18 protein-coding genes are annotated in these 24,059 nt (G+C 44.1%); 7 read left to right on the top strand and 11 right to left on the bottom strand.

Annotation, left to right across the window (positions count from 1 at the left end; all coding sequences use genetic code 11):
• Positions 1-70: 70 nt before the first annotated feature.
• The 3 genes from DXD04_RS12060 to dxs all read right to left on the bottom strand — a co-directional run bounded on the left by DXD04_RS12060 (position 71) and on the right by dxs (position 4,758).
• Positions 71-1,450, bottom strand: coding sequence for a hypothetical protein (locus DXD04_RS12060; RefSeq protein WP_147330762.1), 1,380 nt, complete (start codon positions 1,448-1,450; stop codon positions 71-73).
• Between the two features lie 66 nt (positions 1,451-1,516).
• On the bottom strand, positions 1,517-2,854 hold the full coding sequence (gene trkA / locus DXD04_RS12055) for a Trk system potassium transporter TrkA (RefSeq protein WP_117673516.1): 1,338 nt from the start codon (positions 2,852-2,854) through the stop codon (positions 1,517-1,519).
• Positions 2,851-4,758, bottom strand: coding sequence for a 1-deoxy-D-xylulose-5-phosphate synthase (dxs, locus tag DXD04_RS12050; RefSeq protein ID WP_117673515.1), 1,908 nt, complete (start codon positions 4,756-4,758; stop codon positions 2,851-2,853). The genes trkA and dxs overlap by 4 nt, the downstream gene beginning before the upstream one ends.
• 83 nt (positions 4,759-4,841) lie before the next feature.
• Between dxs and DXD04_RS12045 the strand changes: the two genes are divergently transcribed.
• Together DXD04_RS12045 and DXD04_RS12040 are read left to right on the top strand one after the other, a co-directional pair.
• Positions 4,842-5,828 carry a GSCFA domain-containing protein gene (locus DXD04_RS12045; protein ID WP_117673514.1) on the top strand — a complete coding sequence of 329 codons (987 nt, stop codon included), beginning with the start codon at positions 4,842-4,844 and terminating at the stop codon, positions 5,826-5,828.
• Positions 5,804-8,269 (top strand): bifunctional UDP-N-acetylmuramoyl-tripeptide:D-alanyl-D-alanine ligase/alanine racemase, encoded by a 2,466-nt coding sequence (locus tag DXD04_RS12040; RefSeq protein WP_117673513.1) that lies wholly within the window; start codon positions 5,804-5,806, stop codon positions 8,267-8,269. The genes DXD04_RS12045 and DXD04_RS12040 overlap by 25 nt, the downstream gene beginning before the upstream one ends.
• A gap of 92 nt (positions 8,270-8,361) precedes the next feature.
• Here DXD04_RS12040 and DXD04_RS12035 read toward each other — a convergent pair whose 3' ends face one another.
• The 8 genes from DXD04_RS12035 to topA all read right to left on the bottom strand — a co-directional run bounded on the left by DXD04_RS12035 (position 8,362) and on the right by topA (position 16,042).
• Positions 8,362-8,964, bottom strand: a complete 603-nt coding sequence (locus tag DXD04_RS12035) for a LysO family transporter (protein ID WP_022053990.1) — start codon at positions 8,962-8,964, stop codon at positions 8,362-8,364.
• Positions 8,961-9,239: a LysO family transporter gene (locus tag DXD04_RS12030; RefSeq protein WP_117673512.1), complete on the bottom strand. Its 279-nt coding sequence runs from the start codon at positions 9,237-9,239 to the stop codon at positions 8,961-8,963. The genes DXD04_RS12035 and DXD04_RS12030 overlap by 4 nt, the downstream gene beginning before the upstream one ends.
• A gap of 189 nt (positions 9,240-9,428) precedes the next feature.
• Complete coding sequence (locus tag DXD04_RS12025) at positions 9,429-9,908, bottom strand: hypothetical protein (protein ID WP_117673511.1); 480 nt, start codon at positions 9,906-9,908, stop codon at positions 9,429-9,431.
• Positions 9,898-10,407 carry an RNA polymerase sigma factor gene (locus DXD04_RS12020; protein WP_117673510.1) on the bottom strand — a complete coding sequence of 170 codons (510 nt, stop codon included), beginning with the start codon at positions 10,405-10,407 and terminating at the stop codon, positions 9,898-9,900. The genes DXD04_RS12025 and DXD04_RS12020 overlap by 11 nt, the downstream gene beginning before the upstream one ends.
• 65 nt (positions 10,408-10,472) lie before the next feature.
• Positions 10,473-11,246 (bottom strand): acetylglutamate kinase, encoded by a 774-nt coding sequence (gene argB, locus DXD04_RS12015; RefSeq protein ID WP_007560049.1) that lies wholly within the window; start codon positions 11,244-11,246, stop codon positions 10,473-10,475.
• Between the two features lie 17 nt (positions 11,247-11,263).
• Positions 11,264-13,156, bottom strand: coding sequence for a biosynthetic arginine decarboxylase (gene speA, locus DXD04_RS12010; RefSeq protein WP_117673508.1), 1,893 nt, complete (start codon positions 13,154-13,156; stop codon positions 11,264-11,266).
• A gap of 31 nt (positions 13,157-13,187) precedes the next feature.
• Positions 13,188-13,712, bottom strand: coding sequence for a shikimate kinase (locus DXD04_RS12005; RefSeq protein ID WP_022053985.1), 525 nt, complete (start codon positions 13,710-13,712; stop codon positions 13,188-13,190).
• Entirely contained in the window at positions 13,709-16,042 is a 2,334-nt protein-coding gene (gene topA / locus DXD04_RS12000; RefSeq protein WP_117673506.1) for a type I DNA topoisomerase, read from the bottom strand. Before topA ends, DXD04_RS12005 begins: the two co-directional genes overlap by 4 nt.
• A 125-nt stretch (positions 16,043-16,167) precedes the next feature.
• Between topA and DXD04_RS11995 the strand changes: the two genes are divergently transcribed.
• From DXD04_RS11995 to DXD04_RS11975, 5 genes are all read left to right on the top strand, one after another.
• On the top strand, positions 16,168-16,578 hold the full coding sequence (locus DXD04_RS11995; protein WP_117673504.1) for a P-loop NTPase family protein: 411 nt from the start codon (positions 16,168-16,170) through the stop codon (positions 16,576-16,578).
• A gap of 439 nt (positions 16,579-17,017) precedes the next feature.
• Entirely contained in the window at positions 17,018-18,409 is a 1,392-nt protein-coding gene (locus tag DXD04_RS11990) for a PTS galactitol transporter subunit IIC (RefSeq protein WP_022053982.1), read from the top strand.
• Positions 18,410-18,433: 24 nt separating this feature from the next.
• Complete coding sequence (gene kduI, locus DXD04_RS11985; protein ID WP_007560036.1) at positions 18,434-19,354, top strand: 5-dehydro-4-deoxy-D-glucuronate isomerase; 921 nt, start codon at positions 18,434-18,436, stop codon at positions 19,352-19,354.
• A gap of 220 nt (positions 19,355-19,574) precedes the next feature.
• Positions 19,575-21,032: an MFS transporter gene (locus DXD04_RS11980; RefSeq protein WP_117673502.1), complete on the top strand. Its 1,458-nt coding sequence runs from the start codon at positions 19,575-19,577 to the stop codon at positions 21,030-21,032.
• A gap of 96 nt (positions 21,033-21,128) precedes the next feature.
• Positions 21,129-23,996, top strand: a complete 2,868-nt coding sequence (locus DXD04_RS11975) for an exo-beta-1,4-galactosidase (RefSeq protein ID WP_117673500.1) — start codon at positions 21,129-21,131, stop codon at positions 23,994-23,996.
• Positions 23,997-24,059: the final 63 nt, after the last annotated feature.

Here is a 24,059-nt window from a genome sequence, read left to right as displayed (position 1 = left end):
ATTAAAAAAAAAAAAAACCCCGCCACAAGATACTCTCCTATGAGATTTCTGTGGCGGGATTTTTCATCTTTTATTTTGCTTTTTCTACGCGTACTTTTTTCACCAGACGCAAGGCATAGTCTACGGTTTCTCCGGATTTCACAATTTGAGTATTATAGAAGCAAAAGGTGGAATTAAAGTCATTGCACAAATAGCGGCAATCATACTTATTGAAACGATCCAATCCGTTTTTCGACAACATATCGCTAAGTGCGACAATCGTATCATCATACTGGTCGCGGAATTCTTTGGCTTCTTCTGTGGTAAAAGTTCTCCAGCCCGATATTCCATCTTCTTCATAAGCCTCGCAAACAGATATGGCTTCCGCTTTTTTCAACAGCCACTGACGGGGAGAGACGAGTGTAGCCATCACCTCATTCCCCGAAAGAGATTCTACTTTCCACACGAAAAAAGGTCCCCAAATGGTTTCTGACTCGGGCAATACCTCGGAAACAATCACGTCGGTATCCTCCTCTGTATCTTGCCCGTCATCTTCGTCCTCGTTGCCTTCCGTACCTTCTCCTCCATCAGGAGCATCCGGTTCTTCCCACTCTCCTTCTTCGGTCATATTCTCAAAGGGAAACTCTTCCGACACTTCCGGTGTCCAGCCGGCTATCTGGTTGTTTCCTTCCAAAGATATTTCCCCATCGCCCGTACTGACAAAACGATAAGGCTTTCCGGCCTCCAACGGATAATTAAAGAAACAGCCATATACCGTTTCCTCAGAAGCGGTTTGAACATTCAAAGAAAGATGGGTCTGCAAACCTTCCGAAGGGAATACATATATAGGTCCGGCCTTCCACACTCCTTTTATTTTTTCACAGGGCACAGAAGCAAATGTGCCATCATTGCTTAAAGTTCCTTCCAATGTTATTCCAGAACTGACAGGAGAAATACGGGCTTCTACCGAAACAGCTTCGGCAGGAAGACCTCCAAAGGAAAGATACAAAGCCGCCACGGCATAAGAAAGAGAGACGGAAACTTTTATATCCTTCTGTAATTTAATGACATTCTTTCCTATTGCCAAAGGAGTTTTTGCATGATTTCCCTCAGAAAAAGTCAAGAACTGTTTGGAATTTAAAGACATCGGAGGGAGATAATCTCCAGACGACAGACCTGATAAAACAGAAAATACATATTCTCCTTCCGGCATGGAAAGGACAGGCCATTCTGATTGAGTCAACACCTCCTCATTCCAAGTAACAGTGCCTTGTGTATCAAAGAAATAAAGATGAAGAGGATACAACGGAGTAAAAAGCTGGGCATTGGATAAGGTGACATCAATTCCGTACGGACCGGACGTGTCAGTCGGTTCATCCTCTCCTTCTACCTGATAAGAGCCGCATCCCACAAAAAAGAACATGCAGGCCAGCATAATAAAAAACGATTGAGTCTGATAGCGCAATTCCATAGTCTTTTTCTCTTAAATAACGCTATCAGACTCAATCGTCTACCCTCAGTGTTCAATTATTTACGGCTAAAAATATTTTTCCAGTTTTTTAATCATCATTCCTAAACAGAAAACAACGACATGGTCATTCTCCTGTATCATCGTATTACCGGTTACCAGAATACCTTCACCGTTACGAATCAATCCTCCGATTGTCGCACCTTTAGGCAATCCCAAATCTTTTACTGCCTGCTTGGTAATCTTTGCTCCTGGTTTGACTGTAAATTCTGCCACATCGGCATTGGCAAAAGTCAGACATTTCACATTCGAGACATCGGCATCCAGCATCATCTGGTAAATATGACTGGCAGCAATAAACTTCTTATTGATTACCGTACCAATATCCAGACTTTCGGCCATACTGATGTAATCCACATTCTCCACTTCGGCCACTGTCTTGGTTACGCCCATTCGCTTAGCTGCCAAGCAAGCCAGAATATTGGTTTCGGAATTACCGGTTAAAGCAACAAAAGCTTCGGTATTTTTTATTCCTTCTTCCATCAGCAACTGCATGTCACGACCGTCGCCGTTGATGACCATCACTCCATCGTCTACCAGCTCTGTCAGACGATTGCAACGGGCAATATTGCTCTCAATGATTTTGGCTTTCATGTAATCGGGCATGTATTGCACGGTACGTACGGCAATGCGGCTTCCTCCCATAATCATCACGTTACGGACATCTGCTTCATTTTCTTTTCCGGAAATCTTACGAATATAAGGGATATACTTTTTCGTCGTGGTAAAATAGACAATGTCATTCAACTTTATCACATCATCTCCACGTGGAATGATTGTTTCGTTGCCTCTCTTAATGGCTACAATGTGGAAAGGGATGTTTCTTCCTCCCAGCTCATGCAAAGGAACGTTCAGGATTTCTGCCTTTTCGCGCATTTTGGTTCCTAACAGGACCAATGCTCCTCCTGCAAATTCCCACCACTGACGAATCCAGCTCATTTTTACGGCATCCACAATGTCGCGGGCCGCCAGCATCTCCGGATAAATCAATGAATGAACTCCCAGCTTAGCAAAAAATTCCTTATGCTTGGGCAGCAGGTATTCATAGTTGTCAATACGAGCCACGGTTTTCTTGGCTCCTAAACTTGTAGCCAACATACAGGCCGTCATATTACGGCTTTCATCAGGCATAACCCCGATAAACAAATCGGCCCCTGCGACTCCGGCTTCTTTTAATCCATTAATCGAAGTGGGCGAAAGATTGACAGTCATAAGGTCCAGGTTGTTTCCCATGGCACTCAACTTGCTCTCGTCCTCATCCATCAGGATAATATCCTGCTTTTCGCCCGACAACAGTTTGGCCAAGTGAGTTCCTACGGCACCTGCACCAGCTATAATAATTTTCATAAATTCATTATCTGTGTAATTGAACTAAATATCCCCTTTTCATCCAGACCGCAAATGGCATACAAATCATTGACTGATCCGTGTTGCACAAAAGCATCGGGAAGTCCCAACCGCGTGACACACGGCTTATAACCATGGTCACACAAAAATTCAAGTACGGCACTTCCCATACCGCCATTGCGCACTCCGTCTTCGATGGTCAGCACCCGCGTAAATTTCTGTCCTACTTCATGCAGCAAATCTTCATCCAACGGTTTCAAGAAACGCAGGTCGTAATGTGCGATACTACATCCCAGCTTTTTTTCTGCAGAAGCAATGGCTGCTGCGGCTTTATTCCCTATCGGGCCAATCGTAATCACTGCCAAGTCATTACCATCTTTCAGCTTACGCCCCTTCCCTACTTCTACAGCCTCCAGCGGACACTCCCAATCCGTTAGTACGCCTCGTCCACGAGGATAACGAATGGCAAAAGGTCCTTTATCCGGCAACTGGGCCGTGTACATCAATTTTCGCAACTCATGTTCATCGTACGGAGAAGCAATTGTCAAATTCGGTATCGGCCGCAAATAAGCCATATCAAAGGCTCCATGATGCGTAGGTCCGTCTTCACCCACCAATCCGGCACGGTCCAGACAAAGTACCACATTCAACTTCTGAATAGCTACATCATGAATTATATTATCGTATGCACGCTGCATGAACGAAGAATACACATTACAGAAAGGCAAAAGCCCGTCTTTCGCCATTCCTCCAGAAAAAGTGACGGCATGTCCTTCCGCAATTCCTACGTCAAACACACGGTCGGGCATTTCCTTCATCATAATATTCATGGAACATCCGGAAGGCATGGCGGGAGTTACCCCCACGATTTTCTCATTCTTGCGGGCTAATTCCAGCAGCGTATTTCCAAATACGTCCTGGAACAACGGCGGCATGCCACTTGTATCCGAAACGATACGTTCTCCCGTTTCCTTATCAAAGATACCGGGTGCATGCCACAAAGTAGCTGCTTCTTCAGCTGGTTTAAAGCCCTTTCCTTTACGAGTGTGTATGTGCAGCAGTTTAGGGCCCTTCATGTCCTTTATTTCTTTCAGAACCTTTGTCAAGGCAGTGACATCGTGTCCATCCACCGGACCGAAATAACGGATATTCAGTCCCTCAAAGATGTTCTGCTGCTGCATCAGCATGGACTTCAGGCTGTTGTTGAAACGTATCAGGCTCTTACGCCGTTCATCGTTCAGGATTCCCCAGCGATAAAGTTTTCTCGACAAGGCATTTCTCAAACGGTTATATCCCTCGGAGGTATGCAGATTCAATAAATACTGCTTCATTCCACCCACACTGCGATCGATGGCCATATTGTTATCGTTCAGGATAATCAGCAGATTATTGGGAGTAGAAGAAGCGTTGTTCAATCCTTCAAAAGCCAGACCGCCACTCATGGAACCGTCGCCAATAACGGCCACCACATGACGGTTATCTTCTCCTTTCCGCGCGGCTGCTACTGCCATACCCAATGCAGCCGAAATAGAATTCGACGCATGTCCACACGTAAAAGTATCATATTCACTTTCTGAAGGAGAAGGGAAAGGACAAATACCATTCAACTTACGATTGGTACAGAAACGGTCACGACGGCCAGTCAGAATCTTATGTCCGTATGCCTGATGTCCTACATCCCAAACGATACGGTCATAAGGAGTCTGGTACACATAATGAAGAGCCACAGTCAGCTCTATCACCCCCAAACTGGAACCAAAATGTCCCGGATTACGAGACAATTCATCTATAATCTTATTTCTAAGCTGATTACAGACCTCTGGCAACGCTTCGACAGAAAGTTTCCGTAAATCCTCTGGGCTATCTATCTTATTCAGCAAATCGTATGAAGTCGTCTGTTCCATCCTGTTCCTCATTAACTTTAATCGCACAAAAATAGCATAAATATATATAATGTACTTACATTTGCAGTAAATTTTCTCTTGCCATGGAATTCAGAACCAAAGTTGAACTACCCGCCAAAGGCCCTAAAATTCAGCATACCGACCGGCTGATGATATGGGGTTCCTGTTTTTCCGAACATATCGGAAACTTGCTGGCCGAACATAAATTCAATTGCGATGTGAACCCTTTCGGGGTGTTATATAACCCCATGTCAATAGCGACTTCCATACACTGTTTATTGAAAAAAGCTCTCTATCAAAAAGAAGATTTACGTGAAGAGCAAGGAGGATGGTACAGTCTGATGCACCACAGTACCTTTTCATCTCACAAAGCGGAAGATTGTCTGCTGAAAATCAATCAACGCATCGCACAAGGGCATAAAAATCTGAAGCAAGCCGACTGGATTATTTTCACATGGGGGTCATCCTTCGTCTATACCTGGAAAGAAAATGGGGAAATTGTAGGAAACTGCCATAAGCTTTCTTCCCGGTTATTTGAACGTAAGATGGTCAGCGCCGATGAAATAACTGCCATATATTTACCTTTATTACAAGAGCTGAAAGCAGTACGTCCGAATCTGCAATGTCTATTTACTGTCAGCCCGATACGTCACCTCAAAGACGGTTTGCATGGCAACCAGCTCAGTAAGGCGAATTTGCTCATCGCAATTGACCAGATTTGTAGTCAAATGGATTTCTGCCACTATTTCCCTTCTTATGAAATCATGATAGATGAGCTGCGTGATTATCGTTTCTATGCTGACGATATGATGCATCCCAGTCCGCTTGCCATTCAATACATCTGGGAATGCTTCTGCAATTGCTATTTTACACCTTCTACTCTCTCATTCCTGAAAGAATGGAACAAAATACGTCAGGGACTGGCTCACCGTCCTTTTAATCCTGAATCAGAAGCCTACCAAACCTTTTTAAGTCAAATACTGTTAAAGATAGAGGACTTAAAAGAAAAATTACCGTACTTAGATGTTCAAAAGGAAATAAAGTTATGTCAAGCACAATTGAAGAAATAACCTCCATTTTAGGAGCTCAACGCATAGGAACTACTTCCTCTACAATCGACTGGATTCTAACTGACAGCCGGTCATTGTGTTTTCCGGAAGAGACACTGTTCTTTGCCTTAAAGACAAAACGCAATGACGGACATAAATATATCCCGGATCTTTACCAGAAAGGGGTACGTAATTTCGTTGTCAACGAAATACCGGAAGCAGCCTCATCATATACAGATGCTAATTTCCTGATTGTACCCAACCCGCTGAAAAGCTTACAACGTCTGGCATCCAGACACAGAGAACAATTTCAGGTGCCGGTCATTGGTATCACGGGAAGTAATGGAAAGACTGTGGTAAAAGAATGGTTATACCAGATACTAAGTCCGGACCGTACCATCACCCGTTCTCCAAGAAGCTATAACTCACAAATTGGAGTGCCTCTTTCCGTATGGCTGATGAATGAACACACGGAATTAGGAATTTTTGAAGCCGGTATTTCCGAAATGGGTGAGATGGAAGCATTACGCCCTATTATCCAACCCACCATCGGTATTCTAACCAACATCGGAGGAGCACATCAAGAAAACTTCTCTTCCGTACAAGACAAGTGTATGGAGAAACTGCAGTTGTTCAAGGACTGCGACGTGATTGTGTACAACGGTGACAACGAACTTATCACCAGCTGTGTGACCAAATCACTGTTCACAGCCCGTGAAATTGCCTGGTCGACCAAAGATTCCGAACGCCCGCTTTTCATTGAGAAAATCCTGAAAGACGATACGGGAACCACCATCAAATACCGCTACTTAGGATTCTTCAAGGAATACCGTATCCCATTCATTGACGATGCGTCCATTGAAAACTCACTCAACTGTCTGGCCGTAGCACTTTACCTCATGGTACCCCCTGAAACAATTGCTGAACGCATGCTTCATCTGGAACCCATAGCCATGCGTCTGGAGGTAAAAGAGGGTAAAAACGGTTGTACATTAATTAATGACAGTTATAATTCAGACTTTGCCTCGCTCGATATCGCACTCGATTTTATGATGAGACGCTCGGAAGACAAGAACCGGAAGCGTACACTCATCCTGTCGGACATGCTGGAAAGCGGACAAACAAGCAAACTATTATACAGACAAGTAGCCGACCTGGTTCATAGCCGGAAAGTAGACCATATTATCGGAGTAGGCGAAGAAATTTCTGCTGCAGCCAACCGGTTTGAAATACAGAAAGACTTCTTTACCAACACTTCCGAACTTTTGAATTCCGGTTTGCTGAACCAGCTGCATAACGAAGATATTCTGATAAAAGGGGCACGTGTATTCCACTTCGATGACATTACGGATGCGTTGGAACTGAAGGTACACGAAACCATCTTGGAAATCAACCTGAATGCACTGGTAGACAACCTGAACTACTACCGTAACAAACTGAAACCGGAGACTAAAATCGTTTGTATGGTAAAAGCCTCAGCCTATGGGGCCGGTTCATTTGAAATTGCCAAGACACTGGAAGACCAGCGAGTAGATTATTTGGCAGTAGCTGTGGCCGATGAAGGAGCAGACTTGCGTAAAGCAGGTATTAACAGTTCCATCATCATCATGAACCCGGAAATCACGGCTTTCAAAACAATGTTTGATTATCGCCTGGAACCGGAAGTATACAGTTTCCACCTACTGGAAGAACTTATCAAAGCCGCGGAACGTGAAGGAGTCAGCAATTTCCCGATTCATATCAAGATTGATACAGGTATGCACCGGTTAGGATTTGCTCCAAGCGAAATCCCGCAACTCGTACAGCGCCTGCAGAAACAGAGCGCAGTCATCCCCCGTTCTGTATTCTCTCACTTGGTAGGCAGTGATGCAGAACGTTTTGATGCCTTCACACGCCATCAGATAGAAACGTTCGAAGCTGCCTCGACCACGCTTCAGGAAGGTTTCAAGCACAAGATTATTCGTCATATCTGTAATACGGCAGGTATTGAGCGCTATCCGGGTGCACAATTCGACATGGTCCGCCTGGGAATCGGATTATATGGGATAGATCCGTTTACCAACAAGATGCTGCACAATGTCACTACCCTGAAAACAACCATCCTGCAAATCCACGAGGTACCAGCAAATGAAACTGTAGGCTACAGCCGTAAAGGTGTACTGACACGGGATTCACGCATTGCGGCCATCCCCATCGGATATGCCGACGGATTAAATCGCCATCTGGGTAACGGACATGCTTACTGTCAGGTGAACGGACAGAAAGCCCCCTACGTAGGAAATATCTGTATGGATGTATGTATGATTGATGTAACGGATATTGATTGTAAGGAAGGTGACAAAGCCATTATCTTCGGCGATGATCTCCCGGTAACAGTACTCTCCGATATACTGGAAACAATTCCGTATGAAATCCTGACCAGCGTATCAAACCGTGTAAAGAGAGTCTACTACCAAGATTAATCTTCTATCTCGTTCATAACAATACGGCCCTCGACGTAAGATGGTTAATTTCTTCGTCGAGGGCCGTATTTTATTCTTAAAAAAACGACTCATCAAATAGAACAAAAGAAAGTGACCAAGAACGGCACACTGAAATCCGTCACAAAACCATGGAATATGGAAACTACCACAAATTGCTGTCCTGAGCAACGGGTAATGATGGGCAACGTAGTATCCATAGTAGTCGCTCCTCCAGCCGATATAGGAGCCAGATTACCAAACCAGCGCACCAACAGAGGAGCACAAAGCAAAGTAATAATTTCACGCATAATGTTGGAAAGCAAAGCAATGGTACCCAGTTCCGGCCCCTTATACTGCGTAATAAAAATACTGGAAAGGGAATAATATCCGAACCCTGCTCCTACAGCCATACAATCAGGAGCACTACGATGCGGAAGAATCAAGCTTACCAAAGCTGCAGCAGAAACAGTCCCCAATATAGTAGCTACCGGAAGAAATATCAAGCGTGGATTCAGCGAACGAAAATTCTTCAAGGTCTGCGGGTCATGCCCCACACTCAATCCTACACTGAACATCAGGGCACACAAGGCATAAAAACTGATATTGCTTTTACTTATATCAAAAGGAATCAGATGAAAAAAGCCACACAATGTGCCCAAAATAAAAAAGCCGATAATAATCAAACTTCCTTTCATGCCTTTTCTCCTTTCTTTTTATACAGCAAATACCATAATCCCCAAGCTAAAATACAGCTGCCCAACACACAAGCTAATGTAATCACAAAAGCCTCTACCCCCAAAGTGGCAAGTCCCTCTACAATCCGGCGATTACCTCCTACTTCTATTCCCAGCAAAAACAACAATGCCCAAATTAACAAGGTAATGACTTTACCAATCCACGAAAACTCCTGACGGCGAAGGAGAAAGCCTATCAACATCCCCCCCAACATAACTCCAATGACTATAAACATGTGTTCTTATCCAAATTTTGCGGCAAAAATAGTGAAATATTCCAAATAAAAAAGGACTACTGCTCACGCGGTAATCCTTTTTTATTTAGTTAGTAATTTAATTTTGAGAGAATTGAAACTTCACAGCCTCGTTGTTGTTTTAAGTTTTAATAAGCACTAACTATTTATATAAAAGCAAATGAAAATGTTCTATCTGTTACTGTTTTCTTCCAGTCTGGGTTTGGAAGATGTTTCCCGAATCAGCGTCTTCACCGAATCACCTTCGTAGGCAACCTGCGGAGTCTCCTGACGGTTTTCAAACTGATCATGCACATATACAATACCTGAAGCGCCTCCCTCTTCTGTCGCATGTTTCACTACTCCTCCTAATGTAAAAAGCAACAACATCATAGCCGCAGCCTTAAACAGAGGCATAAAACGTGAATAAAGCGTCAGCTTTCTGGCCTTTACTACCGGACGTTCAATTTCCGCAAGCACACGCTTGTCAAAATCATCACCCAGCTTCATCCCGGCAGCTTCTTCCTGGTAAGTAAACAAAGAACGGTAGCGGCGCAAATGGGCAGGAAGTTCTTTCTGCTGAAAGAAAATCCGAAGAATCTGCTCTTCCTCTACCGAGGTTTCACAGTTCCAATAGCGTTCCAGAAGTTGTTCAATGTACTTATAGTCCATAATCGTTAATCTCACTGTATTTTAATTTGATGCGTTGTCGGGCCCTGAAAAGGTTTACTTTCACCTGCTCTTCCGTGATCCCCAACACATCAGCAATTTCTTTATAACTCTTACCTTCAATATCCCTAAGCTGAACAATCGTTCGTTGCTTTTCCGGGAGTTCATTCACCAGCCTGTGTACCAACTGAAACTGTTCATTCCGTTCAAACTGGCTTTCGGGAGTCTGTGCATCCGGCATTTCCTGCGTTTCCGGTGTCAAGGTCAGATTCTGGGCCTCTTTTTTCTGACTTCGGTCAATAGCTAAATTCCGAACTACCGTCAGACAATAGGCTTCTATGGATTCCAACTCTCCCCACTCGTCACGCTTGTTCCACACCTTAATCAGTGCATCCTGAACAATATCTTCCGCCTCTGCCCGGTCGAACGTAATGCGCAAGGCCAACCTGAAAAGCTTATCTTTCAGCGGCAGAATATTGTCACGAAAACTGATCTCTTGCATGGCTCTCTATACTAATGACGGGTGAGTTTCATAAAAGTTACACCCACCCGCCAATTTTTTTTGAATTATTTTCTGATAATTGTTCCGGAATCTTTGTGAATTGCTGATGCTAAGGTTATTACGACCTGCGACACACCGGCATCCAAGGCTGAAAAAGAATTTTCCAGTTTAGGAATCATACCACCTTGCACGATTCCTTCCTCCACATACTGTTTAAATAAATCGGGAGTCAGCACCGGAATTACACTGTCATCATCGTTTTCATCGCGTAGCACCCCTTTCTTTTCAAAGCAGTACACCAATGTCACATCAAAATACTCGGCCAAAGCTTTTGCGGTTTCTCCGGCAATGGTATCGGCATTCGTATTCAGCAGATTTCCATTCCCGTCATGCGTCAATGGTGCCATCACTGGTACAATCTGACGATGAATCAGGTCAGCCAGGGCCTTTCCGTCTACTTTCTCTACATCTCCTACGTAACCGTAATCGATGTCTTTCACCGGACGTTTCACCGAACGAATTACATTCATATCTGCTCCTGTCAAACCTACGGCATTCACCCCTTTTGCCTGCAAACCGGCCACAATATTCTTGTTGACAAGTCCGCCGTAAACCATTGTCACCACCTTCAAGGTTTCTGCATCGGTAATACGACGTCCATTTACCATCTGGCTTTCAATTCCCAACTGTGAAGCAATACGAGTGGCAGAGCGGCCTCCTCCATGCACCAGCACCTTATAGCCAGACAGAGATGAAAAATCATCGAGCAACTGATTCAATGTATCAGGTTCCTCTACGATTTTTCCTCCTACTTTTATAACGGTCAGTTTTTCTTTCATAATGCTACTTTCTTAAATTACTCCAGATAAGTATATCCATACAATCCGGAACGATAATTTGCCAGGAATTCCTTTCCTTCCTCCAGCGAGATACGTCCTTCTTTCACAGACTTCGTCACCCAAGTTTCCAGCGTACGTACCAGCTTCTTCGGGCTATACTGCACGTAGTCGAGTACTTCGGCCACAGTTTCTCCATCAATCACCTGGTCAATGCTGTAACCTTTCTCATCCACACTGACATGTACGGCATTGGTATCGCCGAACAAGTTGTGCATATCTCCCAGGATTTCCTGATAAGCTCCCACCAGGAACACACCGATATAATACGATTCCTTTGCCTTGATGGTATGTACAGGCAAGTCGTGTGCCACGTTACGGCTGGTCACGAAGTTGGCAATTTTTCCATCCGAGTCGCAAGTAATATCCTGCAAGGTAGCCGTGCGGTCAGGACGTTCATCCAGACGCTGAATCGGCATGATGGGGAAAATCTGGTCAATCGCCCAGGAATCCGGCAAAGACTGGAATAGAGAGAAGTTACAGAAATATTTGTCAGCCAACAGCTTGTCCAAATTGCGGAATTCATCCGGTGCGTGTTTCAAGCCCGATGCAATCTGGTTAATCTCACGTGTAACCGACCAGTACATACGTTCAATCTGTGCACGAGTCTTCAAATCGACAATACCGTGGCTGAACAAGTCCAGCGATTCTTCACGAATCTGCTGAGCATCATGCCATGCCTCCAGCATACGGCTCTGATTCAGGTTATCCCAAATCTGATAAAGTTCCTGCACGAGTTCATGATCGTCTGCACTCACCTCAAAGTCTTCGTCCATAGAAGGCAGTGAAGCTGTTTCCAGCACCTCAAATATCAATACCGAATGATGGGCAGTCAGTGAACGGCCACTTTCTGTAATAATGTTCGGATGAGGAATATTGTTTTTGTTGCTGGCATCCACCATGATGGATATAGAGTCGTTCACATATTCCTGAATAGAATAGTTCACGCTACTTTCACTGTTAGCAGAGCGGGTACCGTCGTAATCCACTCCCAGTCCTCCACCTATATCTACGAATTCTACCGGGAAGCCCAACTGATGCAACTGCACATAGAACTGAGAAGCCTCACGCAATGCAGTCTTGATGCGACGTATCTTTGTCACCTGACTACCTATGTGGAAATGAATCAGCTTCAGGCAATCTTGCATTTCTTTCTTTTCCAGGAAATCAAGTGCCTCGAGCAACTCACTGGAAGTCAATCCGAACTTGCTGGCATCGCCTCCGCTTTCTTCCCACTTTCCGCTACCGGAAGAAGCTAATTTGATGCGGATACCAATATTCGGACGTACATTCAGCTGCTTGGCCATCTTGGCAATCAGTCGAAGCTCGTTCAACTTTTCTACCACCAGGAAAATACGTTTACCCATTTTCTGTGCCAGCAAAGCCAGTTCAATGTAGCTTTCATCCTTATAGCCGTTGCAGATAATCAGTGAATCAGAATCCGTATTAATGGCAATTACAGCATGAAGTTCCGGCTTTGAACCGGCCTCCAGCCCTAAATTAAATTTCTTTCCATGACTGATAATTTCCTCCACTACCGGTCTCATCTGATTTACCTTAATCGGGTAAATAATGAAGTTTTGAGCCTGATAGCCATATTCTTCAGAAGCCTGTGTAAAGCAATTGGAGATTTTCTCAATCCGGTTGTCCAGAATATCCGGAAAACGTACCAGCATAGGAGCGGTTACGTCCCTCAACTGCAACTCGTCCACCAGTTCCTTCAAATCGACGGCTACTCCGTCTTTTCGTGGAGTTACTACCACATGACCTTTGTCATTGATACTAAAGTATGAAACGCCCCACCCCGTGATGTTGTAGAGCTCTTCAGAGTCTTCAATACGCCATTTTCTCATTTCACTACATAAAGTCTAGATTTATACTTCTTTAATTTATCAATTCATTCAAGCGGCTTACCGCTCTGTCAATCTGTGCATAACTTTCAAGTTCTTCTGCGTTGAAACGCCATTTGGCCTTAGAATAATAAGGAAGTCTTTTTTCCAAAGCAGAAGTAATAACCTGCATCAGCTCTTCATCCGTTTTATTCGCCAACAGCGGACGTTTGGCCTTTGCTATCTTTAAACGACGGAACAGTACTTCCGGACATACATCCAGAAATACTGTTTCGCCTGTATGATTCATATAGTCCATGTTATCGAAAAAGCAAGGAGTGCCTCCTCCGCATGCAATCAATACATTTTCAAATTCTCCCGCCTCGTGCAGCATCTTCTGCTCCAGCAAGCGGAAACCGTCTTCTCCCCTTTCCGCAAACAAGTCGGAAATGGATTTATGCATGCGTTCCTCGATGTACCAGTCGAGGTCGACAAACTGTAGCCCGGTAGCCGCACTGTAAGCCTTGCCCAGTGTGGTTTTTCCCGAACCCATATAGCCAATCAGGAAAACTCTTTTCATTTCTTTGTCTTCGCCTTTGCTCCTTTCGCCTTGCGCATCTCGGCTTTCTGTGCCTGCAGTTCTATTACCTTGAAGCAAGCATCCAGGTTCAGGTCTGCCGGATTCACGTTTTCAGGAATCTTATAATTTTTCTTCTGGTAAGCAATGTAAGGTCCGTAACGACCATTCAAAATCTGCATATCCGGATTTTCGGGGAACTGCTTAATGATTTTCTGTGCCTCTTTTTCTTTCTTTTCAGACAACATCCGTACGGCTTCTTCAAAAGTCACAGCCATCGGATCCATTTCCTTCGGAATAGACACATATTCATTTCCGTGGCGCACATACGGACCAAAACGTCCGACTCCTACCGAAACGGTTGTTCCGTCAAGTTCGCCCAATACACGCGGCAATTTAAATAAATCAAGCGCTTCTTCCAGTGTAATTGTTTCCAAAGAGTGTTCCTTGTTCAGCTGGGCGAATCTTGGTTTTTCTTCATCGTCCGAAGAACCAATCTGTACCACAGGGCCAAAACGTCCGATTTTCACCGAAACAGGTTTACCGCTTTTCGGGTCAGTACCTAACATACGCTCGCCCACTTTATGCTCTGTCTTCGTCGCCAGTGTCGTTTCCACCAGCGGATGGAAGTTCTCATAGAACACCTCCATCAAATCGGTCCATTTCTTTTCCCCTTCGGCCACTTCGTCGAATTCCTTTTCTACACTGGCCGTAAAGTTATAGTCCATAATTTTCGGGAAATACTGCATCAGGAAGTCATTGACTACACAACCTACATCGGTAGGAATCAATTTGGATTTCTCACTTCCACTCATTTCCGTCTGCACCGTTTCCTTAATTTCTTTTCCCGTCAGTTTCAGCAATGAGTATTCACGCTTCACTCCTTCCTTGTTTCCCTTTTCTACATATCCTCTTTGCTGGATTGTGGAAATAGTAGGAGCGTATGTAGACGGACGACCGATGCCTAATTCTTCCAGCTTACGCACCAGGCTTGCTTCTGTATAACGTGCCGGAGCCTGACTGAAACGTTGCACTGCAGCAATTTCTTCCCGCTGCAGAACCTCTCCTACCTCCATTTTAGGAAGTCCGGCAGCATCTTCCTGTTCTACTTCTTCATCAAATGATTCTTTGTAGACTTTCAAGAAACCATCGAATGTGACCACTTCACCTACAGCCTGAAATTCATCCTCACAGCCACTCACCGAAATGGTAGCTGTCGTCTTCTCCAGCTCTGCATCAGCCATCTGTGAAGCCAGCGTACGTTTCCATATCAATTCATACAGGCGTACTTCCTGTGAACTTCCTTCGATGGATTCATTTGACATGTATGTCGGACGAATGGCCTCGTGTGCTTCCTGAGCCCCTTTTGTCTTTGTCGCATACTGACGTGTATGTACATAACGTTCTCCCATCAAAGAAAGAATGGCATCCCGGCTTGAAGACAAGGCCAGTTCAGAAAGGTTTACCGAGTCGGTACGCATGTAGGTAATCAACCCGCTTTCATACAGACGCTGTGCAAGCATCATCGTCTGTGCCACGGTAAAACCAAGCTTACGGGCTGCTTCCTGCTGAAGTGTAGAAGTAGTAAAAGGAGGTGCCGGTGATTTTTTAACCGGTCGTGTAGTAATATCTTTGATTTCGAAGGTAGCATTCTTGCATTTTTCAAGAAAACGCTGTGCTTCTTCTTTGGTTTTGAATCGTCGGCCAAGAGTTGCACGAATTACAGCCCCTTCTGCATCCTTAAAGGTAGCTACTACCTTATAAGAAGCTTCACAGGTAAAAGCATTAATTTCGCGCTCACGCTCTACAATCAGGCGTACGGCTACCGACTGTACACGTCCGGCTGAAAGAGCCGGCTTGATTTTACGCCAGAGCACCGGTGAAAGTTCAAATCCCACAATGCGATCGAGTACACGACGAGCCTGCTGGGCGTTGACCAAATCAATGTTGATATGACGCGGATGCTCTATAGCCTTCAATATAGCCGTCTTCGTAATTTCGTGGAATACAATCCTTCGTGTCTTTTCGGGGTCCAGTTTTAATACCTCAAACAAGTGCCAGGAAATGGCTTCTCCTTCGCGGTCCTCATCGGATGCGAGCCATACCATGTCGGCCTTGGCAGCTTCTTCCTTCAACTCTGCCACCAGTTTTTTCTTATCTTCCGGTATTTCGTAAATCGGCTTGAAATGCGACTTTATATCAATACTGAACGCTTTTTGCTTCAAGTCACGGATATGACCATAACTTGACAATACTTTATAACCCTCCCCCAAAAACTTTTCAATAGTCTTAGCTTTTGCCGGAGACTCCACTATGACCAGGTTATTTTGCATGATATTCTGTATTCCGTTTTTATATAATTCCGTGACAAATGTAGAAAAAAAATTATAACATACACGATAAACAAACTGAAAATAACTTACTTTGCAAGGGAATATACATTATAACTACCTTAATTATGAACAACAAAAGTATCAACAGCAACAAACAATTCATGATAGGAAACGGGATACTCGCTTTCGGAGTATTCTTTATCGTATGCCTTTTTTTATATTTAGGTTTTCGTAATCAGTCTAAAAGCAACGACAAGGAAAAAACATTTGCCGGAATTTATACGGTAGAAATAGCTGACTCCTTTACCGGAGACAGTCTTTCGGTATATATCAATGACAGTCTGCTATTTAATTCAAGCATCGGAAATACTGCCATCAAATTTCAAGTGAAACGTTTCGCAGAAGAAAGTACGCTGATGGTGGTAGATAATCACACCGATGAAATCACTCCTTTCAACCTGAATCCGGAAGGTAGCCAGATTGCAGTGGAAAAGAAAAACGGTAAAATCTTTATTCAGGAAACGGCAAACGACTAAAGAAAAAACGACACACGTTACTCCATTTACAAGTAAACTTTTTGTTATTTTCTACGTTTCTCGAAGCGAATCCCTATGTTTTCCTTATCGGAAACGTAAGGCTCCGCTTCGGGAAACGTATGTTTCAAGGCAGAGAAACATAAAAATTATCCTGACCTCAGAAAAAATCTCCTTTGGCATTTTTCTTTTATTTTTTCACATTTCAACTTTCTTTTTTATTCCTTACAGAAATTCCTCCCTCTTCAAATTGAAACAAATCAAACAAGGTTTCTTAGAGAAAGTCCGCCCGTGTGCGTAAACGAAAAAAATGTTATTAAATCAGCAAAGTTTCGAAAATAACGGATTTGCAATTGGAAATTAGAATAAAAGGCTGTACTTTTGGGTCGAAATCATTTATTTTTAACCTAAATCCACATTTTTAAAGGACAAAAGAAAAGACATGGAACAAGTATTTAGCTATATCATCGGGCTCGGGGCAGCCGTGATGATGCCTATTCTGTTTACCATTCTGGGAGTATGTATTGGAATTAATTTCGGCAAGGCGCTGAAAAGCGGTTTGCTGGTCGGAGTCGGATTCGTCGGACTTTCTGTTGTAACAGCTCTTTTGACCAGCAGTTTGGGAGAACCGTTGAAAAAGGTAACGGAAATCTACGGACTGGAACTGGGTATCTTTGACATGGGGTGGCCTGCTGCAGCCTCTGTAGCCTACAACACTTCTGTAGGTGCATTCATCATTCCTGTATGTTTGGGAGTGAACATCATCATGCTATTAACGAAAACAACTAAAACTGTCAATATCGACTTGTGGAACTACTGGCATTTTGCCTTCATTGGCGCAGTAGTTTATTTCGCCACTGAAAATATCTGGTGGGGATTCTTCTCAGCAATTATCTGCTACATCATTACCCTGATTATGGCTGATTTGACTTGCAAGCAGTTCCAGTCATATTACGAAAAAATGGACGGTATCTCTATTCCGCAGCCTTTCTGCCAAGGATTTGTACCCTTTGCCCTTGTCATCAACAAAGCATTGGATATGATTCCGGGATTTGACAAGCTGAACATCGATGCAGAGGGTATGAAAAGAAAATTCGGTATCATGGGTGAACCGCTATTCCTCGGAGTAGTAGTAGGTTGTGGTATCGGTGCTCTGGCCTGCAAAAACAGCCAGGAGCTGGTTGACGGAATTCCGGCTATCCTGGGACTGGGTATCAAGATGGGAGCTGTAATGGAACTTATCCCGCGTATCACTTCTTTATTTATCGAAGGTTTGCGTCCGATTTCTGATGCAACTCGCGAACTGATTGCCCGCAAGTTTAAAAACAGTGCAAGCCTCAACATTGGTATGAGTCCGGCACTGGTAATCGGTCACCCGACTACACTGGTAGTTTCTTTGCTGCTTATTCCCGTAGCTCTGTTCCTGTCAGTAGTATTACCCAACAACCAGTTCTTGCCATTGGCTTCACTGGCTGGTATGTTCTACTTGTTCCCAGCCGTATTACCTATCACAAAAGGTAATGTGCTGAAAACATTCCTGATTGGTCTTGTATCGCTGATTGTAGGCCTGTATTTTGTAACTGACCTGGCTCCATTCTTTACACAAGCTGCTCAGGATGTATTTGTCAGAACAAACGACCCGGCTGTACAGATTCCGCAAGGATTCCAGGGAGGTGCACTTGACTTTGCTTCCAGCATCTTCTCTTGGCTGATATTCCACGCAGTATACAACTTCAAGATTGTAGGTTCAAGCATACTGGTTATCGTGGCACTGGCAATGGCTATCTACAACCGTCGCCGCATTATCAAAGAAGCAAAACACATTGAAGAATAAAAACCAATAAATAAACAAACGCTTATGAAAAAATTAGCTATGGCTATGATGCTGGGCGTAGCAGCTCTTTCTGCTAATGCTCAAGTTAACTACCGGATGCAGACTGCCTGCAATCCACAAGACGTAAAAACATACGACACACAGAGACTGCGCAGCAGCTTCATGATGGAGAAAGTACTGGTAGCCGATGAAATCAACGTAACTTACTCTATGTACGACCGTTTCATCTTCGGTGGTGCCATGCCAGTAAACAAAGAGCTGTCACTGGATACTATCGATCCGCTGAAAGCTCCTTATTTCTTGTTCAACCGTGAGCTGGGTGTTATCAACATCGGTGGCGACGGTATCGTAACTGTAGATGGCAAGGAATATGAGTTGAAATTCAAAGAAGCCCTCTACGTAGGACGTGGCAACCAGAAAGTAACTTTCAAGAGCAAGGATGCCAGCAAACCGGCTAAGTTCTACATCAACTCTGCCATTGCACACAAGGAATACAAGACTCAGTGGATTACCATCGATGGACGCAAGGGCTCTTTGAAAGCTAACTCAATGGCTGCCGGAAAGATGGAAGAAAGTAACGACCGTGTCATCAACCAGCTGATTGTAAAGAACGTACTGCAGGAAGGTCCTTGCCAGTTGCAGATGGGTCTGACAGAGCTGAAACCGGGAAGCGTGTGGAACACCATGCCTGCTCACACTCACAGCCGTCGTATCGAAGCTTATTTCTATTTCAACGTTCCTGAAGGCAACATGATTTGCCACCTGATGGGAGAACCGCAGGAAGAACGCTTGGTATGGCTTGCCAACGAACAGGCTATCATGTCACCGGAATGGTCTATCCACGCTGCAGCTGGAACTAGCAACTACATGTTCATCTGGGGTATGGCAGGTGAAAACCTGGACTACGGAGATATGGACAAGATTAAATACACTGAAATGAAATAACATACATACCTCCTACCTAGAGGTATCCTAATACACAAATTCCACAGACTTACACAGAACTCTTAAATTAAGAATCTGCCAAGTATGTGGAATTTGTCATTTCATTGTGGTTGTAAAAACACACCTGACCAATTAATGCAGGTTTTTTGCCAATATTTACAGGCTTTTCGCTTGTAAGAAAATTATCTTTGTGCCAAAACAAACTAATCTAATATCATATATGAGTACAACCAAAACATCAAGCGAAACAATGAGCAATTACCGATGGATTATTTGCTCCATGCTCTTTTTCGCTACAGCGGTCAATTACCTGGACCGCCAAGTACTGTCACTGACGTGGAAAGATTTTATCGCACCAGAATTCCACTGGACAGATACGCACTACGGAACTATTACTGCCATTTTCTCAATTATTTATGCGATTGCCAACCTTTTTGCCGGACGCTTTGTGGACTGGCTGGGAAGCAAGAAAGGGTATCTCTGGGCTATTGCCATCTGGTCGCTAGGTGCCTGCTTACACGCACTTTGCGGATGGGCTACCGAAATGAGTCTCGGACTTAAGGATGTCAATGAAATGATTGCAGCCTCAGGAGCCCTTACTTCTACCATTGCCATTACCAGCGTGTACTACTTCATTGCGGCACGTATTGTGCTGGCCGTAGGTGAATCGGGTAACTTCCCTGCAGCTATTAAAGTCACCGCTGAATATTTCCCTAAAAAAGACCGTGCCTTTGCGACATCTATCTTTAATGCCGGATCTACCATCGGTGCCCTCATAGCCCCAGTGAGTATTCCTCCACTTGCCAGCTATTTCAAAAGTATCGGTGTGGGTAACGGATGGGAAATGGCTTTCATCGTAATTGGCGCGCTGGGATTTATCTGGATGGGACTTTGGATGTTCATGTATAAAAAGCCCCAGGAAAATCCGCAAGTCAATGCAGCTGAGCTTGCCTACATCCAACAGGATAAAGAAAAAGAAGAAGCAGACGTTCACACGGAAGACGAGCCTAAAATCTCCCTCTGGCAATGCTTCAAGTTCCGTCAGACCTGGGCCATTATCTTTGGAAAATTCCTGACAGACGGAGTATGGTGGTTCTTCCTTTTCTGGACCCCCGCCTATATCTCCGACGTATATGGATTCTCTTCAGACAGCGCGACAGCCCAGTTGCTGATATTCGTATTGTATGCCATTACCATGCTTTCCATTTACGGAGGCAAATTACCTACTATCATTATCAACAAAACAGGAAAGAATCCATACGCAGCCCGCATGCAGGCTATGTTGATTTTTGCCGTATTCCCGTTATTCACACTCTTTGCACAGCCATTGGGTAACATTTCTTATTGGTTCCCGATTATCATCATCGGTATCGCAGGAGCTGCCCACCAATCATGGTCAGCTAATATCTATTCTGTAGGAAGTGATATGTTCCCTAAGAGTGCAGTAGCCACCATTATCGGTATTGGAGGTATGGCAGGTGGTGTAGGAGCATTCCTTATCAACATGTGCTCAGGAATCCTGTTCGACTATGCAGCAGAAAGCCAAATGGTGTTCTTTGGTTTCGAAGGAAAAGAAGCCGGTTACTTCATCATTTTCTGTATCTGTGCCGTAGCCTACCTCATAGCATGGTGTGTAATGAAAGCGCTTGTGCCTAAATACAAACTGATTAAAGTATAAATACACAAAATTCCAGCTATTTGAAGAATTATCGAGGGATATGTGGGTATCAAATCTTACATTTGCCTCGATAATTTTTTATAGTTACTGGTATTTATGAGAAAACACATTTTTGTTTTTTATCTCCTGCTTATCACCCAATTGCTTCATGCGCAGAATGTCATTGATTTGACAGGAGAGTGGAATTTTCAAATTGACAAAGAAAATAAAGGGATTGACGAAAAATGGTACGCCCGTCCTCTTAACGACAAAATCAACCTGCCCGGTTCTATGCCGGAAAAACTGAAAGGAGAGCGTCCTTCATTGCAAACTCAATGGACAGGATCGCTTTACGACAGTTCTTTCTATTATAATCCCAAACTGGAAATGTTCCGACGTACAGGAAATATAAAGTTTCCTTTTTTCCTTACCCCTGAACGACGTTATGTAGGAGCTGCCTGGTATAAACGAGAAATACACATACCTTCATCCTGGAAAGGCAAACGCGTGATGCTGTTTCTAGAACGTCCACATATTGAAACAACAGTCTGGATAAACAACCAGCGTATAGGTTCACAAAACAGCCTGAGTACTCCTCATGAATATGACATCACTACAGCCGTTCGTCCCGGAACATCAACACTTACTCTACGTATCGACAACCACGACAGTTGTGCCAAAGTAGGCCAAAACTCCCATAGCATCACAGACCACACGCAAGGAAACTGGAACGGTGTGGTAGGCCGCATGTATCTCTATGTTCTTCCTGAAATATCCTTTAAAGACATTCAGGTATTTCCGGAGCCCGACAAACAACAGGCCCGTGTACGTATGGTCATACAGGGGAGTAAGCATCCTGTAGAACTTTCCTTGAAGGCTGAAAGTTTTAATAGTGACATTCCTCATCGTGTACCGGAAATCACACAAACCTTCTCTAAAAACGATTTAAAAGATACCCTTGAGATGGTGCTGCCCATGGGAAAAGATGTACAATTATGGGACGAATTCCATCCGACACTCTATAAGTTGACAGCCACGCTTACACAAGCGAATCAAAGTGACACACGCGAAATAGAATTTGGCATGCGTACATTCACAATCCAAGGGCGCTGGTTTTATGTAAATGGAAGAAAGACCATGTTGCGAGGCACTGTAGAGAATTGTGACTTCCCACTGACCGGCTACCCCCCAATGGATGTAGAAAGCTGGGAGCGCGTATTCCGTATCTGCCGGAACTACGGTCTCAACCACATGCGGTTTCACTCTTATTGCCCACCGGAAGCTGCCTTTAAAGCGGCCGACCGCGTAGGATTTTATCTGCAACCAGAAGGACCAAGCTGGCCAAACCATGACGTCCGTCTGGGACAAGGACAATACATTGACCAATACCTGTTGGAAGAAACTATCCGCATGACGCAAAGATACGGGAACTACGCCTCTTTCTGTATGCTGGCTTGCGGAAACGAGCCTTCCGGGAACTGGGTTCCATGGGTTTCTCGCTTTGTGGATTATTGGAAAGCCAAGGACTCACGCCGGGTATATACCGGTGCCTCTGTAGGTGGAGGATGGGCATGGCAACCTAAAAGTCAGTACCATGTAAAAGCAGGAGTCAGAGGATTGAACTGGAAAAGCCAACGTCCGGAAACGATGACTGATTTCCGGGAATATCTTGATACGGTTAAACAACCGTTTGTATCACACGAAACCGGACAATGGTGCGTATTTCCGAACTTCAATGAAATCAAGAAATACACCGGAGTCAACAAAGCAGGCAATTTCGAAATCTTCCAGCACCTTCTGCACACGCACGGCATGGAAGGCAAAGGGCAAGATTTTATGATGGCTTCCGGAAAATTACAGGCACTATGCTATAAACATGAAATCGAACGTACCTTGCGTACCCCAGACTATGCAGGATTTCAGTTGCTGGCTTTAAATGACTACTCCGGACAAGGCACGGCATTAGTAGGTATACTAGATGTGTTCTTTGAAGAAAAAGGTTACATAAATGCCGATGAGTGGCGTCGGTTCTGTGCACCGACCGTACCACTCATGCGCACAGAAAAGTTCGTATACACCACTAACGAAACGTTTCATGCTGATATAGAAATTTCTCATTTCGACGCAGAATCTCTTCAGGCAGCTAAAGTAAGCTACCGTATAACCGATGCATACGGAAAAGTCTATTCACACGGTGTCATCGGTCAGACGGATATTCCAATTGGTAACCTGAACCATATCGGACAGGTTGATTTTCCGTTGAAAGATATTCCATCGGCTATGAAACTCAACATAGAGGTACGAGTGGAAGGAACAGATGCCGTTAATGACTGGGATTTCTGGGTGTATCCTGAAACCGTCGATTTCACCTCTGAAGAAACAATATATCAGACAGACACGCTAGACAACAAAGCACGAGAAATACTGGAAAAAGGAGGAAAGGTACTTATCAAAGCAGGAAAGAAAGTGACATACGGAAAAGAAGTCGTACAGTACTTTACCCCGGTATTCTGGAACACTTCCTGGTTCAAGATGCGCCCACCTCATACGACCGGCATCCTGCTTAATCCTCACCATCCTCTTTTCCGGAAGTTTCCGACCGAATATCATAGCAACCTGCAATGGTGGGAATTATTGAATCGTGCACCAGTCATGCAATTCACCGATTTCGGGAAAGACTTCCAGCCACTTGTCCAAAGCATTGACACGTGGTTTATCAGTCGTAAAATCGGGGTGTTGTTCGAAGCCAATGTATTAAATGGCAAACTGATTATGACCACATTGGATTTGGATAGTGCACCGGAAAAACGAATAGTAGCCCGGCAATTAAAGAAATCAATACTTGATTACATGAATTCGGAAAATTTCCATCCTGAACAAAAAGTGGAAATTCAACAGGTTCAAGAATTATTTACAAAGGTAGCAGGTTCACCGATGCTATATACGAAAGACTCACCGGATGAATTAAAGCCTAAAATAAAATAGAAAAGACAGGAAAGAGGCTGTCTCAAAATGTACTGCACCCCAAAAGTTAGACACAAAACTTTT

Origin of the sequence: Phocaeicola plebeius (genome assembly GCF_003437535.1) — a bacterium.
Classification (GTDB): Bacteria; Bacteroidota; Bacteroidia; order Bacteroidales; family Bacteroidaceae; genus Phocaeicola; species Phocaeicola plebeius_A.
Note: the sequence above shows the minus strand (reverse complement) of the source record. Positions and strands in the feature narration are given on the sequence as shown.

What these genes read in the sequence shown, in the direction of transcription:
- topA (WP_117673506.1), bottom strand. Translation starts at nt 16,042, where the DNA reads ATGCAAAATAACCTGGTCATAGTGGAGTCTCCGGCAAAAGCTAAGACT.
- DXD04_RS11980 (WP_117673502.1), top strand. Translation starts at nt 19,575, where the DNA reads ATGAGTACAACCAAAACATCAAGCGAAACAATGAGCAATTACCGATGG.
- DXD04_RS12025 (WP_117673511.1), bottom strand. Translation starts at nt 9,908, where the DNA reads ATGGACTATAAGTACATTGAACAACTTCTGGAACGCTATTGGAACTGT.
- argB (WP_007560049.1), bottom strand. Translation starts at nt 11,246, where the DNA reads ATGAAAGAAAAACTGACCGTTATAAAAGTAGGAGGAAAAATCGTAGAG.
- DXD04_RS11990 (WP_022053982.1), top strand. Translation starts at nt 17,018, where the DNA reads ATGGAACAAGTATTTAGCTATATCATCGGGCTCGGGGCAGCCGTGATG.
- dxs (WP_117673515.1), bottom strand. Translation starts at nt 4,758, where the DNA reads ATGGAACAGACGACTTCATACGATTTGCTGAATAAGATAGATAGCCCA.
- trkA (WP_117673516.1), bottom strand. Translation starts at nt 2,854, where the DNA reads ATGAAAATTATTATAGCTGGTGCAGGTGCCGTAGGAACTCACTTGGCC.
- DXD04_RS12040 (WP_117673513.1), top strand. Translation starts at nt 5,804, where the DNA reads ATGTCAAGCACAATTGAAGAAATAACCTCCATTTTAGGAGCTCAACGC.
- DXD04_RS12005 (WP_022053985.1), bottom strand. Translation starts at nt 13,712, where the DNA reads ATGAAAAGAGTTTTCCTGATTGGCTATATGGGTTCGGGAAAAACCACA.
- DXD04_RS12020 (WP_117673510.1), bottom strand. Translation starts at nt 10,407, where the DNA reads ATGCAAGAGATCAGTTTTCGTGACAATATTCTGCCGCTGAAAGATAAG.
- DXD04_RS12035 (WP_022053990.1), bottom strand. Translation starts at nt 8,964, where the DNA reads ATGAAAGGAAGTTTGATTATTATCGGCTTTTTTATTTTGGGCACATTG.
- DXD04_RS12045 (WP_117673514.1), top strand. Translation starts at nt 4,842, where the DNA reads ATGGAATTCAGAACCAAAGTTGAACTACCCGCCAAAGGCCCTAAAATT.
- speA (WP_117673508.1), bottom strand. Translation starts at nt 13,156, where the DNA reads ATGAGAAAATGGCGTATTGAAGACTCTGAAGAGCTCTACAACATCACG.
- DXD04_RS12060 (WP_147330762.1), bottom strand. Translation starts at nt 1,450, where the DNA reads ATGGAATTGCGCTATCAGACTCAATCGTTTTTTATTATGCTGGCCTGC.
- DXD04_RS11995 (WP_117673504.1), top strand. Translation starts at nt 16,168, where the DNA reads ATGAACAACAAAAGTATCAACAGCAACAAACAATTCATGATAGGAAAC.
- kduI (WP_007560036.1), top strand. Translation starts at nt 18,434, where the DNA reads ATGAAAAAATTAGCTATGGCTATGATGCTGGGCGTAGCAGCTCTTTCT.
- DXD04_RS12030 (WP_117673512.1), bottom strand. Translation starts at nt 9,239, where the DNA reads ATGTTTATAGTCATTGGAGTTATGTTGGGGGGGATGTTGATAGGCTTT.
- DXD04_RS11975 (WP_117673500.1), top strand. Translation starts at nt 21,129, where the DNA reads ATGAGAAAACACATTTTTGTTTTTTATCTCCTGCTTATCACCCAATTG.